This window comes from uncultured Kordia sp. (assembly GCF_947496985.1).
In the GTDB taxonomy this organism is placed as follows: domain Bacteria; phylum Bacteroidota; class Bacteroidia; order Flavobacteriales; family Flavobacteriaceae; genus Kordia.
In genome coordinates this window covers 486,724-505,614 of the sequence record NZ_CANMEZ010000001.1, presented here as the reverse complement: position 1 = coordinate 505,614, position 18,891 = coordinate 486,724, and the positions used below count along the sequence as shown (strand labels likewise).

Here is an 18,891-nt window from a genome sequence, read left to right as displayed (position 1 = left end):
ACCTAATACCATCATCTATTTATTAATTGTTGTATAAAACTGGTTTGTATTTCAGTAAAATCTTTGAAGACATAATCTGCATGACCGAGTGTTTCTTTGGAGCCTATTCCAATAGAAATCATGCCTGCGGTATTTGCGGCAGTTACGCCTGCAACAGAATCTTCAAATACAATACAATCCGTTGGGACTTTGTTTAATTGTTTTGCAGCAAGTAAGAATACTTCTGGATCGGGCTTTGCTTTGCTAACATCGTTTCCGTCAACAATAGCTTGAAAGTTTTCGAATAAACCTACTTTTTGTAGAATTTTACGCGCATTCTTACTAGCCGAACCTAAGGCAATTCCTTGCTGTGTTTCTTGTAAATAGTTTAGTGTTTTTGGAACATCAGGAAGAATTTCTTCTGCATCCATTTGTGCAATATGCGATAAATAATTATCGTTTTTCTCTGCCATGTATTTCATGAATTCCTCTTCGGAAAGTGTTTTATTTCCCCATCCTAAAATTATTTCTAGAGAACGTACTCTACTTACTCCTTTGAGTTGTTCATTTTGTTCTAGTGTGATGTCAAAACCGAGTTCATTGGCAAGAGATTTCCATGCCAGGTAATGATATTTTGCAGTATCAACAATGACACCATCTAAATCAAATATAAATCCTTTTTTATTCATTGTTACGTTTATGATTCTTCTGTTTGGTAACTAATAGCATTTTTATCTGTGATCAAAAAATTACAGAGTCCAGCAATAATTAAACTAAGTCCAGCAACTATCATTGCATTAATTGCTTTTTCACCTATAAGCCCTGAGACAAAATTAATACCTCCTAATGCAGCTATAATTTGAGGAATTACAATAAACATGTTGAATATTCCCATAATTATTCCCATCTTATTAGGGTCTACAGAACTAGAAAGCATTGCATAAGGCATAGACAAAATACTTCCCCACGAGAATCCTATTAAAGTAAATGATAGTATAAGGTATTCAGGAGAAGGTATAAAGTACATAGATATAAACCCAATACCACCTAGAATTAAAGAAAACATATGTACAAACTTTCTGTTAATTCTACGCTTAGAAGTATAAAACACTAAGGCTAATGCAAAAATCATTGAAGACAATCCGTATATTCCCATATAGGAACCTACCAAATTTGACGATTTTTGGAATGCTGTATTAGCAATATCAAAAGCTTCCTTTTGCGTACTTATTGACATGTCAAAATTTGCTTCTATTGGCGCAGGTGTAAGAAAAACATGTTCTGTTAATGCTGGATTTGCTAAACCCCACATTGTAAAAAAGGCAAACCAACTAAAGAATTGAACCAAGCCTAATTTTTTCATGATTAATGGCATATTCCCTATATTTTCTATTATATCTGGAATAAAACGATTCTTTCTTGCTTTCTCTTTTTCAAACTCCTCCATATCGGTTGGAGGGTATTCTTTTGTCGTAAAAACTGTATACAGAATACTAATTAAGAATACAAAAGCACCTATACAAAAAGCTACTTTGACGGACATAGGTATAATTCCAGGATCAGCTTTATCACTGACTCCAAGTGCAGAAACCATCCAAGGTAAACTACTAGCAACCCAAGTACCAACACCAATAATTAATGTTTGAATAACAAATCCATAAGAACGTTGAGAGTTTGGTAATTTATCAGCTACCAAAGCTCTAAAAGGTTCCATTGAAATGTTAATTGAAGCATCGAGAATCCATAAAAAGCCAGCTGCAATCCACAAACTTGGAGAATGTGGCATAATAAATAAAGCTATAGAACTTAGAACTGCTCCTATTAAAAAATAAGGTCTACGTCTTCCCCATCTTGGACTCCAAGTACGGTCGCTCATATATCCAATAATAGGTTGTACAATCAAACCTGTTAATGGTGCTGCTACCCATAGTATAGGTATTTCATCTATTTCGGCACCAAGAGTTTGAAATATTCTAGACATGAAACCACCTGTTAAGGCCATTCCAAATTGTATTCCTAGAAATCCGAAACTCATGTTCCAAATTTCCCAGAAACTTAACTTACGCTTTTCCATTATCGTAATGTATTAGTTAATAGCTATGTACGATAAGCGCTAAGACTTATCAAAACTTACTTTTAATTTGAGAGATAAAAATATAAGTCTTGATATTTATGCTGTAAATATAGTTGTTTTTTTGAAACAGCCACCATTAAATTTTTAATCCTGTAAAAAAAATCTTCAAAATTTAACAATTTTATTGCTGAATATCACCTGTTTATCGCGTGGTGTCACGTTCTATTAATGTTGTGTTGATGACTTCTGTATTGTACTTTTCCTCTTCAACGATTTCTTCTAATTTATCAATTAACATTGTTGCTGATCTTTCGCCCATTTCAACTGCATGTTGACTGATTGTACTTAGGGACGGAATCGCATGTTTTGACAATACACCATCTGTAAATGCAATGATAGAAATCTCTTCAGGAATTTTATATCCTTTATTAATTGCAACTTTCATAGCTGTAATTGCATATAATTCATTTACAGCAAAAATTCCATCAATTGACTTTTCCTTATCAAGTAAAGCTGAGATTTCTTTTTCTAAAGTTTCAATCTCTATTTCTTTATCTTTATTTTCTTCTACCTTAATAATAAGTGAAGATTTTGGCTCCACTTTGTGTTCTTCCAATGCTTGTAAATATCCTTGTGTTCTGAGTTTTCCAACATTTACATAATCTTTCGTAGTGATTAAAGCAATGTTTTTACAACCACTTTCTATTAATTTGGCAACAGCCTTTTTTGAACCCGATTTATCATCCACGACAACTTTATCGCAGGCAATCTCATTCACAACTCTATCAAACATTACAATAGGCATTCCTTGATTAATAGTTTCATAAAAATGATGATAATCCTGTAGAAGCAAGGTTTCTTTAGCAACCGAAAGTATAAAACCGTCAATACTTCCGTTGGCAAGCATTTCAATATTAATTACTTCTTTATCAAACGATTCATTGGATAATCCAATAATAACATTGTACCCTCTATTATTCGCTTCTTTTTCAATGCCGCTAATTACTTTCGAGAAAAAATGATGTACAATTTCAGGAATAATAACACCAATAGTTTTGGTACGTTTATTTTTTAAGCTTAACGCGATATTATTTGGACGATAATTATATAGTTTTGCAAAGGCTTGTACTTTACTTCTAGTGTCCAAACTTATCTCTTTACTATTTCTTAATGCTTTCGAAACAGTTGATACAGAAACATCTAATTCTTTGGCTATTTGTTTGAGAGTTACTTTTCGCTTCATAAGGGTGAATTATAAGATCAGTAATTAAAGCTACGATTTTTTATTTTTTTGTTAAAAATACGCTGTTTTAATTAGATAAATCCCAATGATTACAAAAGTTGTCAACACGAAAACGTTTGCGTAGCCCCAAAAAACATACCCGCATTTTTATTTACTCAAAATTTACATAGTTTTAACATCGAGAGGTAAAAATATAAAGTATTTAAACTAAAAAAATTACGTAAAGTAAGAACAATTTGTTCAGAAATGTTTATTAAAAAAACGTGATTGTTTTACGACAATTTTGAAAACAAAAAACTTAACAAATGAAGAAAATGCAAAAATTTATTTTGTTTTTGGCTTTTTTAATTCCAATAGGAATGTTTGCTCAAACAAAAGTGACGGGTGTTGTTACTGAAAAAGCGACCGGGACTCCATTATTAGGAGTAAACGTAATCGTGAAAGGAACAACAAACGGAACAACAACTAACTTTGATGGTGATTATCAAATAACAGTTAGTAATGGACAAACGCTTGTATTCACCTATGTAGGATTTAAAAACCAAGAAGTCTTATATACAGGACAAGCCACAGTAAACGTTGCACTAGAAGAAGATGCATCTAAGCTTGATGAGGTTGTCGTGGTAGGATATGGATCTGCGGTTAAAAAAGATGTTACAGGAGCTGTAGAGTCTGTAACTTCTGATGATTTTAACGGTGGAGCTATTGTATCGCCAGAACAATTAATAGCAGGTAAAACAGCCGGTGTACAAGTAACACCACCAAGTGGAGCACCAGGATCTGGTTCTGCAATTAAAATTAGAGGTGGAGTTTCATCGCTTTCGGCAAGTACAAATCCGTTGATAGTAGTGGATGGTGTTCCTTTAGACCAAGGAAGTAGTGGATTAAATTATATTAATGCTAATGATATTGAATCATTTACAGTATTAAAAGATGCTTCTGCAGCTTCTATCTACGGATCAAGAGCAACAGGTGGTGTCATTTTAATTACGACAAAAACTGGAAAATCTGGACAACCATTAAATGTAAATATCAATCATTATTCATCTATTGGTCAAAATGTAAACGAAGTTGATGTATTATCAGCAAGTGAGTTTAGATCATTAGTAGAAGCAAATGGAAATCCAAATCAAATTGCACAATTAGGAAACTCAAGTACAAATTGGCAAGATCAAATTTACAGAGGTTCATATACAAGTGATACAAACGTAACATTGTCAGGCGGTTTTGATAACTCTAACTATAGAGCTTCTATTGGATACTTAAACCAAAACGGAACATTAGATAATTCTAACGTTAAACGTTGGACAGGTTCTGTGAAGTTTGTTCAGCGATTATTAAATGACGATCTTAAAATTGAAGCAAATGTATTAGGCGCTTTATTAGATGATACTTTTGGAAACACAGGAGCAATTGGAGCAGCCGTTTCTTTTGATCCAACACAAACTGTTTTCGATTCAACAAGTCCTTTTGGAGGATATACGGAATATGTAAATAATGACGGATCAATCAATACGATTGCTGTACGTAACCCAGTTGGATTATTAGATTTATTTAGCAACACTGCTGATACAAAAAGAAGTACAGGAAATATCAAGTTTGATTATACGCTCCCTTTCTTTAGAGATGTAAAATTAACAGCAAATTTAGGGTACGATTATTTAGAGGTAGACGGAAACTTAGTAATTCCTGAGCAAGCTGCTTCAAACTTTAACGATCAAGGTTTAGTAGGAACGTACAATACATTAAATAGAACACGTTTAATGGATGTATATGCAAACTACAAGAAAGAAGTAGAAAGTATTAAAAGTACGTTTGATGTAACACTTGGTCATTCATTCCAACACTTTTACAGATTTAACACCTTCCAAAACACAACAGGTTTAGGAGAAGTTACTGGAAATACTACAATTGGAGAAAATGCACTTGAATCATATTTTGGTAGATTTAACTATGCATATGATAACAAATACTTACTAACGTTTAACTTAAGAAACGATAGCTCATCACGTTTAAACCCTGATGATCGTTCTGATTTTTTTGGAGGAGTTTCCTTAGGATGGAATATTATTGATGAAAACTTTATGAAGGATTCTAAAGTATTCTCTCAATTAAAACTTAGAGCTGGATACGGTGAAACTGGTCAGCAAGAATTTGGACAAGACTACGGATACATTCCACGTTATACAACAGGAGACGGACAAGTTCAGTATCAATTTGGATACAACGCAGACGGAACGCCTCGTTTTGTATCAACACTACGCCCAGAAGAATATGATGAAAACTTACGTTGGGAACGTTCTAAAACAATCAACATTGGTTTAGATTTCGGATTCTTCAACGATCGTTTAACAGGTTCTGTAGAAGTATACGAAGCAAAAGTTGAAGACTTAATTAACTTTATTCCTGTACCTGCCGGAACAAACTTATCTAACGCACTATTTACAAATGTAGGTAATTTAGAAAACAGAGGTTTAGAAATCAATTTAAACGCAGCAATTGTAGAAAATGATAAATTCTCATGGAATACTAACTTCAATGTTTCTTTCTTCGAGAATAAAATCACAAAACTGTTCTTAACAGATGATCCAACGTCAATAGGATCTCTTACGGGAGGAATTGCTGGTGGAGTTGGTAACACAATTCAAATTAACTCGGTAGGATATGAGGCAAATTCATTCTTCGTATTCAAGCAAATATATGATGCACAAGGAGCACCAATTGAAGGAGCTTATGTAGATGTTAATGCAGATGGAGTTATTGATATTAATGATAGATATAGATATAAAAGTCCAAATCCAGATGCAGTAATTGGTTTTTCATCAAATATGCAATATGGAAACATTGATTTCGGATTTACAATGAGAGCTAGTATTGGAAACTTTGCCTATAACAATGTAGCGTCTAACACTGGAAATGTACAAGCATTATTTGGTGCAAACTCTATCAACAACGTAAATTCATCAATATTAGATACAGGTTTCAGAAACCAACAATTATTCTCAGATTACTATGTGCAAGATGCTTCTTTCTTAAAATTAGACAACTTAACGGTAGGATATACTCTAGAGAAAGTATTCAAAGACGCAAGCATGAGATTATATGTAACAGGACAAAACTTATTCGTAATTACTGATTACGATGGATTAGATCCTGAAATTAGTGGAGGAATTGATAACAATTTCTATCCTAGATCAAGAAACATTTTGATGGGACTTAATTTGAACTTATAATAAAGTAATACCAAATACACACAATGATGAAAACACTAAAAAAACAATCAAATCGTATAGGTATTGTGCTATTACTTCTAATGGCTAGTATAGGATTTACATCTTGTCAAAGCGAGTTAGATTTAGAACCAGTAATAGAGCAGTCAGCAACGAACGTTTTTGACGATCCTGCGGCGTACGAACAATTCCTTGCTAGAATTTATGCAGGTTTTGTGGTGAGTGGACAACAAGGTCCAGCAGGAAATCCTGATATTTCAGGAATTGACGAAGGATTCTCAAACTATTTGAGACAATACTGGCAACACCAACAATTAACTACTGATGAAGCATTAATTGCTTGGAATGATGCTACAATTCATGACTTCAATTGGCAACAATGGACAGCTGAAGATTCTTTTATAACAGCAATGTATAACAGAATTTATTTTCAAATTTCAATCTCAAACGAATTTTTAAGAGAAACAGCAGATGTTCCAGAATCAGAATTTTTACCAGCAGCATACAAAGCTGAGGTACGTTTCTTAAGAGCATTAAGTTACTGGCATGCCATAGATATGTTTGGAAATGTTCCTTTCGTTACAGATGCAGATCCTATAGGGGCATTTTTACCAACGCAAGGAAGTAGACAAGAAGTATTCGACTTTATTATTTCTGAATTGACAGCAGTTGAACCAATCATGGTTGATGCACGTCAAAATGTATACGGAAGAGCTGACAAAGCTGCCATTTGGATGCTATTGGCAAAACTATACTTAAACGCAGAAGTATATACAGGAACAGATCAAAGTGCACTAGCAATTCCTTATTTAGAAAATATTATTGGAGCTGGATATTCACTTCATAATAACTATGACGAATTATTCTTAGCTGATAATGATACAAACGGGGCACAAAATGAATTCATCTTTTCATTTAATTCTGATGGTTTAAATACACAAGGATTTGGAGCGATGACTTTCTTAGTACACGCACCAGTTGGTGGAAATATGAGCGCAGCTGACTTCGGTATCAACGGAGGTTGGGGAGGAATCAGAACCACAAGTGCGTTTGTTGGTAGATTCTCAGCATCTGAACTAGTAACAGATCAAAGAGCTAACTTCTTTACTGATGGACAAACATTGGAAATTGCAGATGTATTTAACTTCAATGATGGATACGCTGTAGAAAAATTTAAAAACGTAACGAGTACAGGAGCTTCTGGGTCAGATAGTTCAGGTGACTTTATCGATACAGATTTCCCAGTATTTAGATTGGCAGATGCTTACTTGATGTATGCGGAAGCAGTAAAAAGAAGTGGATCGGGAGATCAAGGATTGGCTGTACAATACGTAAACTTAGTAAGACAACGTTCAAATGCAACACCAATTGGAGGTTTCTCAGACATAACAGATGAATTCTTATTAGCAGAACGCTCAAAAGAATTACACTGGGAAGGACACAGAAGAACTGACTTAATCCGTTTTGGACAATTCTCTGATCAAGGTATCTGGCCTTGGAAAGGAAATGTAGCAAACGGAACAACAACGGAATCATTTAGAGACTTATTCCCAATTCCGTCTACAGATATCACGGCAAACCCTAACTTAACTCAAAACCCAGGTTACTAAAAAAAATCAAAATGAAAAAATTAAATAAAATATCAGCAGGCTTTTTAGCAGTAGTTACATTCGTTGGATTCAACGCATGTAGTGATGATGATAACTTAATTATTGCGTCTCCAGAAGGAGGACCAGAACTAGTAACGCCAGCATCGGGATCCTCTATAGTATTAAGTGCTGCTAACGAGCAAAACTTAGCAACAACACTTGTTTGGAATGATGCAGACTATAATGCACAAACTTCAATTAACTATGATGTAGAAATTGCTTTATCAGGAACTGACTTTGCTGCACCAATTGCTGGAGGATCAACATCTGAACGTTTCATTTCATGGACAAATCAACAATTAAATGATGTATCTATTGCAGCAGGATTAAGTCCATTTGTTGCAGGAGATTTAGACATTCGTGTTACATCTTCAATTGGATCGCAAGATGCGCAACAACAAGTTTCAAACATCATTACATTAAACATTACTCCATACACAACATCTTTACCTAAAATCGGAGTGCCAGGAAACCACCAAGGATGGGATCCAGCAACAGCGCCAACATTAGCGTCTTCTGAATTTGGAGCTACAGATTATGAAGGATATGTTTGGTTAGATGGAGGTTTTAAATTCATTGCACCAGGTGATACAGGAGGTTTTGCTTGGGGAAATACTGATTGGGGAGATGACGGAAGCTTCTCAGGAATCTTAGTAGCAGATGGAGAAAGTGATTGTATGGCTTCTGCCGGATATTACTATGTACAAGTTGATACAGAAAACTTAACATACAGTACTGCAGAATATACTGAATGGGGATTAATCGGATCAGGAACACCAACAGGTTGGGACAGTGATAACGATATGACTTATGATGCAGCAACGCAAACATTTTCAATTACTATTGACTTAACTGCTGATGAAATCAAATTCAGAGCAAACAATGGTTGGGATTGGAATTATGGAGATACCGGAGCTGATGGAATGCTAGACAATGGAGGAGATAATATTGCAGTGCCAGAAGCTGGAAACTATACAGTTGTGTTAGATTTTAGTAATCCTAGAGCTTACACATACACACTAACACTTAACTAATTTAGTAAGATCGATTTTGAAAAGCTTGCGCCGAACTTGATTCAGTACCTAAGACACATTCAGAATCGTAACTTGAACTAATTTCGTTGAAAAACGGAATCGTAGGTTGATATTTTGATAACAATACATTATTATCATTATATGTAACGATCAATAAAAAGGCTGTAATTACAAATCATTACAGCCTTTTTTATCTTCAAGTATTAAAGAGTATACAAAGTAATCGCTATGAAATGAGTTATATAACCTATATGTTGTATAACGAGTTCAATCTGACAAAAACATACAACAGATGAAAAAAAAATTACACATACTATTGCTACTACTTACAGGTTTTGCATATGGTCAAGTGACCATAACACCAACGCCTTTTGAAGTAAGTCAAATGATTACAATTACAGTTGATATCAATAGTACAGCAACTGATTGTGATGGAATTTCGAATCCTAATAAAGTGTATATGCACTCAGGAGTTGGACCTAATAGTAATCCCTGGACATATGTTACAGGAAACTGGGGACAAGATGATGGCGTTGGAGAAATGACAGACATGGGTGGCGGATTATGGCAAATTCAAATAGTGCCAGAAACTCATTATGGATTAACTACAGCACAAGCAGCAACTATTACAAGGATGGGAATGGTTTTCAGAAACGAAAATGGAACTCAAGAATTAAAAGATAATGGTTGTAGTGACTTCTTTTTTGATGTAGGTGCATTTCAATCAACTTTAGTAACACCAACTGATGGAAGTACAACTATTTTAGCTTCAGGATCAAACCTAGCTATCACGGCAAACAATACTGGTGGAACAGCATCCTATGTGCTAAAAGCAAATGGAGCAACCATAAATTCCAATAGTGGTTCATCGTATTCATATACAGATATGAACATCACTTCGAATAAAAATTACGAATTGGATGTAACGCTAAGCGGGACAACAATTACAAAAAACTTTAGCGTCATCATCAATCCAGGAAGTTCCACGCAAGCAATGCCAGCAGGTATGGAAGACGGAATCAATTATGATGTTGATACTTCAAAAGCAACCTTGGTGCTAGATGCGCCAAACAAAGACTTTGTATATGTTGCAGGGAGTTTCAATAACTGGCAACCAGATGGAACGTATGCCATGAAAAAAGATGGTACAACAGGTAAATTTTGGTTAGAATTAAATGGATTAACAGCTGGTCAAAACTATAGTTATCAATATTGGGTTGTGGATGAAACGCCTATTGCAAATTCACCATCATTAGTAAAAACAGCAGATCCATATTCTACATTAGTTTTATCGCCTTTTGACGATCCTTTTATTCCTGCATCTACATATCCAAACCTTCCAACGTATCCAACAGGACAAGAACGCGAAGTAACGGTTTTACAAACAGGACAAACACCGTACAATTGGCAAGTGACGAATTTTACAAAACCACAAAAAGAAGATTTAATCGTATACGAAGTACTAATTCGTGATTTTGATGCTGATAGAAACTATCAAAACTTAATTGATCGTATTGATTATTTCAAAAATTTAAACGTAAATGCAATTCAGTTAATGCCAATCATGGAATTTGAAGGCAATGAAAGTTGGGGATACAATACAGCATACCATTTAGCATTAGACAAATACTATGGAACAGCTGATAAATTCAAAGAATTTGTTGACTTATGCCATCAAAATGGAATTGCAGTCATCTTAGATGTTGCCTTAAACCATGCATTTGGAAGAAACCCAATGGTGCGTATGTGGATGAATGATCCTGACAATGATGGTTGGGGAGAACCAAGTTCTGAAAACCCATACTTTAACCAAGTGGCAACACATAGTTACAGTGTAGGTTCTGACTTTAACCACCAACAAGCAAGAACGCAGTATTACACAGAACGTGTAGTAAAACATTGGATCGAAGAATACAATATTGATGGTTTCCGTTGGGATTTAACAAAAGGATTTACGCAAGAATGTACAGCGAGTGATGAAGGTTGTACCAATGGTTTCAGAAATGACCGTGTGGCAATCTTAAAACAATATGCCGACTATTCTTGGAGTATTGACGATAGCCATTATGTAATATTTGAGCATTTAGGTCAAGACAATGAAGAAAAAGAATGGGCAGATTACCGTTTAGGCGAAGGAAAAGGAATTATGATGTGGGGAAAAATGACCAATGAATACAACCAATTAACGATGGGATTTGCCTCTAATGCAAATATCAACCGAATGGGACATGCGAGTAGAGGTTTCAATGGTCCACGTTTAATGGGTTATGCAGAAAGTCATGATGAAGAACGCTTAATGTATAGAAATTTACAATTCGGAAACTCTGCGTTATCATCTCATAATGTACAAGATTTAAATACGTCATTATCTAGAATGTCTGCACTTGGAGCTGCATCTTTAACAATCCCTGGACCAAAAATGATTTGGCACTTTGGAGCATTGGGTATGGAAAATTCAATCTTTACCTGTGGAAATGGTACGGTAAACACTCCTAGTGATCCAACGCCTGGCGATTGTAAACTAGATACGAAACCACAACCACAATGGACAGATAACTGGTTAGGAGATCCAAACAGAGCAAAAATTTATAACGATTGGGCACGTATCATCAAATTAAAAGTAGGCGAACCTGTGTTTGAAGGAAACTATTCTATCAGTCCTTATATCAATGATATTCGTCAACGTATCTATGTTTGGGATGACAACATTCCTTCAACACAATTGAAAAATGTAGTGATTCTTTGTAACTTCTCTGTGGCAGATTTAACAATTGTTCCAGATTTCCCATACACAGGAACTTGGTACGATTTAATGGATGAAACAGGAATGACAAGCATTAACGTAACAAATACGGCTGATCCTATCTCTATTCCTGCAGGACAATTTAGAATCTTTGGAAATCAGCAAACAACATTAAGTACGGAAGAATTCCAAAATATAGAAAATACAATCTCGTTATATCCAAATCCTGCTTCTGACAGTTTTAAATTAAACAAAAACGTAGAAGAAGTATTAATTTACGATATCACAGGAAAACAAATCAAAACATTTGAAGGTGGATTCACTGCAGGAAAAACATTTGATGTTTCAGAATTATCGAGAGCGTTGTATTTAGTTAAAATCATTTCAAACGAAGGAACAGCAACAAAACGATTGCTTATTGAATAATATTTTTCTCTACAAAAGAATCGGCTATATCATCATTATTTGACTAAACTTGTTCGTAGCTAGTGTTATAATTGAAAATTACGAGAAAAATATCTAAAAAAAAGTCGCTATGAAAATAGCGACTTTTTTGCGTATTACAATTACCTAATGAATTGTAAAAGTTGGTTTAGGTGTATTACTTTATATCTATTTTGAAGTAAGTAAACTATCTGCTGCTGGTTTTGCCATTCCAAATACGAAACTATAATCAGATGCATATTCTGCAAAGCCTTTTTCATGTTTAATTCCTGCATTTACATGGCAACCCAAACAAGACATTCCTTGTACGTACGTTTCCATAGATACATTGGTTAATACCATTGGTGTTTGTCCTCCAAACTTTAAAGGTGTATGAGTGTTGTTATCTGCATCTGCCACAGCGCTTGAAGGCCATTGTGTATCAACTAATTCGTAATATTGAAACACACTTTCTGGATTTTTAGTTACAATTTGTTGTTTCATATATGCGTTTAATACCTTAGCATCTTTTCCGTGTAAAGCAATTGTTTCTTTAATGGTTTGAATAGGTGTATCTAATTGATTCTTTTTAGGATTTGGACTCACATTGGCTTTTTCATCGTACTTCTCTGGATTATAAAGTAACCAATCAATATCAGATTCTTTAATATTTGTATCGGGCGCTAAATCGACATGTTCAAAAGTCGCCCAATGAAATTGTGGCATTGAAGGTGTTTTTTGAATAATATGTAATCCTACCAACCCTAAAATTTCTTCTTTCGTTTCTTTAGAAATAATAATTTTCCCATCAACTATTTCAACAGATTTAGGAACTAATGCCGTAATCAGTTTATATCGTTTTTTTACTTTTTGTAAATCTTCTCTAGGAACAATTCGCCAAGAGGCTTTAATTTCTATAGAACCATTTGGCATCCAAATTCCACCATTTTTAGCAACTTGTTCTTGTTTTTTAGGAATGTATAAACTGTCTTTTGTGATAAAATTAAATTCAGTTTCATCTAATTTTATTTCATACCAAATTAAATTTCCATTCTGATCCGTTAACCAAGCTGTTTTTCCAGAAGCTTGAAACAACTCACTTATCACATCATCATCATCCGTATCATCATCAAACTTATTAAAATCTGAGAACGATCGAGCAGATTTCCCATCTGTAGAAACAGTATCCATTATTTTCTCAAGATTACTTCCCCATGGTTTTGGAACCTGTGTAGTAAATACATCTTCGACACTTTTATAAGTACCAAAAGTCATTGGTGTTAAATCACCAGGTTTTCCCCAATATTCAATACCTTTAGAACGATCAGGCTGTCCCGCTTTTGTTGGACTTGATGGCCATGTCATCGCAATAAACGATTGCCAAGCAAATGTATTGGCGCATTGTTGATTTAAGATTTTTACATCTTTTGGGTTATTAGGTTTAAATATAATTGTGTCACATCCAGCTCCACAAGCTTCTGAAGCAGTTATTTGTGGCATTTCCACATATTCTTTTTCTTTCTTTTGGCAACTAACGATAATGATCGTCATAATTGCTATGAGACTTATTATTTTGATTTTCATTGTAAAATATTTTAAAGTACGTTTACTCGATAATCGAGATTTAAAATCCTTCGCGGGTTACCTTGAAGTAGTTGATTATTGCGCAAGTGTTCCTTGTGAAACAACTTCTATCATATGCGGAACCGCTAGTCCTTTTCCTTTATTAGTGACCAATATATTATACTGACCCACAGGCGTATCTTTAGGAACTGTAATATCTATATAGAACGTATATTCCTGATTTTTTGTTAAGCTGGCATAAGCAGGATTTGATTTTCCAACATACGTTGCATTAACTTCAATATTAGTGTCTGGAAAGCTGATTTCTATAGCGGAAGGATTAAAGTCTTTTGGCTGAATTGAGACTCCTTTATCATCCTTAACATTGCTAATAACTACGGCAAGGTTTTCAACAGTAGAATTTTGTGCTACTAGCGTAATATTAGAAGTTACATTAGCCTTTATATTCAATTTGTTATAAATACTAGCTTCTAAAATATTTCCATCTGTAAAGTAATCAACGCCCACAATACTATTATCTGCTGTACAGTTTAGTTCTTTGGCTTTTGAGCTTGCTGTTGCTGGTTTTCCTGCTGCGGCTAATTGTACTTTGATGGTTTCCATCACTTGAGAACCATATTTTATGCTATCGCCTAATACTTTAAAATCTTCCAAAGTAATACTAGAATCCCAACTATTTGGAACTTCCATAATCATATGTAAAATCATATTATTTGGATATTCTAGTTGTCCTTCTTGATAATGAACTTCTCCACGAACAAAACGGAAACAATCTTCTATTTTTGCTCCTTTTGGTGCTTTTGCTGGTAACTGAAAATAATTATATGTTGGTTCTTGTAAATACAGTCCAACAGGATCTAATAAGGTTACTTCTAAACCTTCTTCCACAGCTTGATATACATTTTGTCCAATGTGTGGATCGCTATGACGGAATCGTCTTCCAAATTTACTACAACAGATAAGCGTATTAGAAACAGCCAACGAATCTGCATCACCATTTCTGAGTACAGCGCCACCACCAGCAAGTACAATTTCTGCACTTAATTCATTTGGCGGACTCGTTAAATGCATTGCTCCTCCAGTACTTTCTGTCATAGCTGTGCCTTTATTCCACTTATTAATTGGATCATAGGCAGCTCTTCCTGTACTTCTATCAGTTACGCTATCGCCTTCACTATTTCTTAGGTATAAATCTTCTAGCTTTATGTTGGTGTTACCTAATGTAGTTTTATAAATCTCTAGTACTTTATTCGGATCAACTTTCCACATAGTCCAGTAATATTCTGGATTTTCACAGGTGAAATGCAATCGTGTTATTTTTTTATCTGAATTTCGAACAATACCCATTTCGCAATACTCATCCAGCCAACCTCTTGGTCCTGACGGATCAAATATTTTTACTTCTTTAGGATTTGGGTTGCACGGGCTTTTAGGAATATATACAATACTGTCTTTGTAAATAGCTTGATATGCTTCTGGTCCAATATCAACCATTTCATACATTTTGTTCTTACCATCAACAAATCCATATTTTTTTATAAACTTTTCTTGTAAATAATGTAAAACTCTACCTGGAAATGCTTCCCAACGTACAGGAATTTGCGCTGCGCCGTCAAAGAAATCAGGATTGTCTTTTGGATTTACATATGTTTTTCCAGGAACAGTATAGTCGTAGCCACCACTTAAATTATAATTAGAAGAAGTAACGGTATATCTATTTACATACTTATCCCAAGCATCTTCAAAAGCGGCTCTTTTGTCAGAATCTTGGAAATCTTTTTTACCTTGATAGGCTGGTGTATGAAATATAAAAGTGTCTTTTTTTGAAGTCGTCATATTTACAAATAATGCAGTGAAAACGACCAAAAGAACAAGTGGGATGATATTTTTTTTCATTTGGTTAGTGATTAAGTTAGTTAAATTGTTTAATTCGCAATTGCGATTTCAGAATTTACAGGAACAATCTTAGAGCTTACTCCTTGTTCACCTTGCGGAATTGCAGGCAAAGAGAAGTTAGCGATAGCACCTTTTTGAAATAGTACACAATGCGTAGATCCTCCAAATTGGAAATAACCAATTTGTTCTCCCTTTTTAACTTTCTGACCTTTTTTCACGGTAACTAAGCACGAAGAAACTTCTGCCATTCCAATTGGCATTACACAAACCATTCCTAGTGTTGGATCGTTACTTTCTATAAAAATTAAGGCTCTTGCAGCAACTTGTGCTAAATACGCTTGTGAATTATTTGGTCCTGCAGGATCAAAACCTTCTGACGCCGCTTCGGAATAATAGGTTCCGTTAATATTTTTTATGCCAACAATCGTTCCGTCAATTGGAGCATGCCAACGATGGTAATTTTCGGCACTCAAATACGCTTGATATACAGTTCCACCAACATAATAATCAACATGATTTCCATCTAACATAAATTCCAATGAATACGGTTGTCCTTTAATCCAAAATTGACTTTTTCGTTGTACATTACTACTAATACGTAATGGCGCGGCTTCGCAAGCACTTACAATTACCTTTTTATCTTTTGGGGATGCTATGGGTCTTTTTCCTTTTTTAAATTGACGAATAAAGAAATCATTCCACGATTTAAATCCCCAAAATGGTTTTTTAGGATCATGAATAAAATCTTGCATGCTTAACGCTTTGTAAGCACTTTTACTCATCCAACCATTTGGAGAAGTGTTTAATACGTATAAAGAATCTGGAGAGTCTAAATACTTCTGCCATTTCTTTAAAATTCTCATCAATGCTTTATTCACTTTTGCATCAGCGAACGCTGCCAAACCTGCGGGTGTAATCATGGGAAAATCAAGAATAGCATTTATGGGAAAACCAACCATTCCGGTCGTATTATATTCAGGTGCAGTTTTCAGCACATGATTCATAATCAACAACATTTCTTGGTAATTATCAATTTTTACATCACCACTTCCTGCTGGCGGCGCAAACTTTGGTTGTTGTTGAAACATTTGTGTAAAATACATGTTGATGATAGGATCGGTTTCTATCAACTTTTTAAAACTTTTTATCGTAGGATCAATTTTTAGTTTTTTCTTTTTGGCTTCTTTCTTTGTTTTTTCAAGCCAAATAGCGGCATCTTTCTTTGTTGGAAGCCAATTTCCCATTCTATGAGTTATAGGCATGTAGGTTTCCTGCGGTTTCTTTTCTTTCATTATTTGCATTGGTTTAGGTTAATTTTAGGTATAGTTAGTACCATACCAAATATGAATTATTTAACCTATGTTTTTATGCGTGATATCACGATTATTTAAAAACGAGTACAAATACTTGGAAGAAAAAGGAGTATTTGTTTAGTTTGAAATAAGAAAGAAGTACATTAAAAATCGTGCTATGATTTATGACTTTAACAGCTCTCAATAGCTATAGTTTTTACTTAGAACTGTTCAACTATTTTTGTTAGCCTTGTCTATCCGTTTTAATTATATCAAAATGCTTACGGCAATTACATCATCTAATTTTAGTTTGGCTTTTTTTCTAATTTCAGCTTTTACAGGTAGTAAATAGGTGTTCGTTTTTGTGTCGAACCAAATTGCAGTATCCCATTGTACTTCTTTAATAATAGCAGAAGCTTTCATTCGTCCCCAACCTTCTTCTTGCCATTGAAGATTTTCTCTAATTTCTTTTGACATGTTTTTTGGAAGGGTAATAAAAACCCATCCTCCTGATGATGAATCTTTCCATAATTTGGAAGAAAACTCATATTTGATTTTGGCTTGCATTCTAAATTAATTTTTATGCTGATATTTTTTTCAGATTCTGTCTAGTTCAAATATTCTTTCAGATTGCTTTGCGCTAATACTTTCTGGCGTAAGCTTTAAAACGTGGTTTCGTAAACTTCTAATTATAGGGTTTTTCCAATGTGCCATTTTTCCAATAAGCCAGCTTGCTTTAACTACTTGATGCGCTTTGGGTAATCTTAATTTTTGATATTCCATAAATGCCTGGTCAACTTCGTATTTATCCAAGCATTCTGAAAGTACAAAGGCATCTTCAATTGCTTGACAAGCGCCTTGCCCCATATTTGGAGTTGTGGCATGCGCAGAATCACCAATTAGACAGATGTTATTTTTATACCAAGAATTAGTTAATTTTAAGTCTGAAATTTCAGCGGTATATATTTGTTCTTTTTGAGTCGATTTTATGATGTCTTTGATAACAGAATTATACTCACTAAAGTATTGTTCTAAATTATTGATGGAAAATTCATTCTTATCTTTTTTGAATGATTTTAGCGCATACCAATATACTTTGTTTTTAGCAATTTGGACAAAGCCAAAACGTTCAGATTTTCCCCAAGCTTCGTTTAATTCATTTCTGTATTTCACAGGTAAGTCGTAATCAGTAATTCCTCTCCAACAAATTTGATTGGCATTTCTGATGCTGTTACTTGGAAATATATGTTGCCTAACGATTGAATTTAATCCATCAGCTCCTAAAATGATTGAAGAATTGATTTGTTCTCCATTTTCAAACTTTAAATAACAATCATTTGCATTTTGCTGTATAGAAGTAAGCTTGTGATCTAATTTAATAGAAGTAGACCTTAATTTGTCAATTAATATTTGTTGCAACGTTCCTCTATGGATTGCAATATTTTTAGCATTGTATTTTTGTTCAAAACGAGTTAAGTCAATTTTAGAAAGTGGTTTTAAGTTTGCTTTGGTAATATTCATTGAAGAAATTGGATTTCCATTTTTCTCTATTACTTTTTGTAAACCTAGCTTTGCATATACTTGCATTGCATTATTGGCTAAAATGATTCCTGCGCCAACAGGTTTTAGTACTTCGGTTTGTTCAAAAATTCTTGTTTTAATTCCTTTTTGCTCAAGAGCAATAGCTGTCGTTAATCCTCCTATTCCAGCTCCGATAATATCAATGTTCATAATCATTTTCTCT

General features: G+C 34.3%; 12 protein-coding genes. 4 read left to right on the top strand and 8 right to left on the bottom strand.

The window, feature by feature from the left end; translation table 11 throughout:
• Positions 1-11: 11 nt before the first annotated feature.
• The 3 genes from pgmB to Q0828_RS02435 form a co-directional block, all read right to left on the bottom strand.
• Positions 12-668 (bottom strand): beta-phosphoglucomutase, encoded by a 657-nt coding sequence (gene pgmB, locus Q0828_RS02445; RefSeq protein WP_298417375.1) that lies wholly within the window; start codon positions 666-668, stop codon positions 12-14.
• A gap of 8 nt (positions 669-676) precedes the next feature.
• Entirely contained in the window at positions 677-2,053 is a 1,377-nt protein-coding gene (locus Q0828_RS02440) for an MFS transporter (RefSeq protein WP_298417374.1), read from the bottom strand.
• 202 nt (positions 2,054-2,255) lie between these two features.
• Positions 2,256-3,296 carry a LacI family DNA-binding transcriptional regulator gene (locus Q0828_RS02435; protein ID WP_298417373.1) on the bottom strand — a complete coding sequence of 347 codons (1,041 nt, stop codon included), beginning with the start codon at positions 3,294-3,296 and terminating at the stop codon, positions 2,256-2,258.
• A 305-nt stretch (positions 3,297-3,601) separates the two neighbouring features.
• Here Q0828_RS02435 and Q0828_RS02430 point away from each other — a divergent pair, with 305 nt between their 5' ends.
• From Q0828_RS02430 to Q0828_RS02415, 4 genes are all read left to right on the top strand, one after another.
• Positions 3,602-6,529, top strand: a complete 2,928-nt coding sequence (locus Q0828_RS02430; RefSeq protein WP_298417372.1) for a SusC/RagA family TonB-linked outer membrane protein — start codon at positions 3,602-3,604, stop codon at positions 6,527-6,529.
• 26 nt (positions 6,530-6,555) lie between these two features.
• On the top strand, positions 6,556-8,136 hold the full coding sequence (locus Q0828_RS02425) for a RagB/SusD family nutrient uptake outer membrane protein (RefSeq protein ID WP_298417370.1): 1,581 nt from the start codon (positions 6,556-6,558) through the stop codon (positions 8,134-8,136).
• Between the two features lie 11 nt (positions 8,137-8,147).
• The gene (locus tag Q0828_RS02420) at positions 8,148-9,209 is read left to right on the top strand and encodes a SusE domain-containing protein (protein WP_298417369.1); all 1,062 of its coding nucleotides are present in this window, start codon (positions 8,148-8,150) and stop codon (positions 9,207-9,209) included.
• Positions 9,210-9,501: 292 nt separating this feature from the next.
• The gene (locus Q0828_RS02415; RefSeq protein ID WP_298417368.1) at positions 9,502-12,378 is read left to right on the top strand and encodes an alpha-amylase family glycosyl hydrolase; all 2,877 of its coding nucleotides are present in this window, start codon (positions 9,502-9,504) and stop codon (positions 12,376-12,378) included.
• A 186-nt stretch (positions 12,379-12,564) separates the two neighbouring features.
• Here Q0828_RS02415 and Q0828_RS02410 read toward each other — a convergent pair whose 3' ends face one another.
• The 5 genes from Q0828_RS02410 to Q0828_RS02390 form a co-directional block, all read right to left on the bottom strand.
• Positions 12,565-13,959, bottom strand: a complete 1,395-nt coding sequence (locus Q0828_RS02410; RefSeq protein WP_298417367.1) for a hypothetical protein — start codon at positions 13,957-13,959, stop codon at positions 12,565-12,567.
• Positions 13,960-14,034: 75 nt separating this feature from the next.
• Positions 14,035-15,855 (bottom strand): hypothetical protein, encoded by a 1,821-nt coding sequence (locus Q0828_RS02405; RefSeq protein ID WP_298417366.1) that lies wholly within the window; start codon positions 15,853-15,855, stop codon positions 14,035-14,037.
• 29 nt (positions 15,856-15,884) lie between these two features.
• The gene (locus Q0828_RS02400) at positions 15,885-17,147 is read right to left on the bottom strand and encodes a phosphatidylserine decarboxylase family protein (RefSeq protein WP_298417365.1); all 1,263 of its coding nucleotides are present in this window, start codon (positions 17,145-17,147) and stop codon (positions 15,885-15,887) included.
• 267 nt (positions 17,148-17,414) lie between these two features.
• Positions 17,415-17,714: a DUF1905 domain-containing protein gene (locus Q0828_RS02395; RefSeq protein ID WP_298417364.1), complete on the bottom strand. Its 300-nt coding sequence runs from the start codon at positions 17,712-17,714 to the stop codon at positions 17,415-17,417.
• A 30-nt stretch (positions 17,715-17,744) separates the two neighbouring features.
• Entirely contained in the window at positions 17,745-18,878 is a 1,134-nt protein-coding gene (locus tag Q0828_RS02390; RefSeq protein WP_298417363.1) for an FAD-dependent monooxygenase, read from the bottom strand.
• Positions 18,879-18,891: the final 13 nt, after the last annotated feature.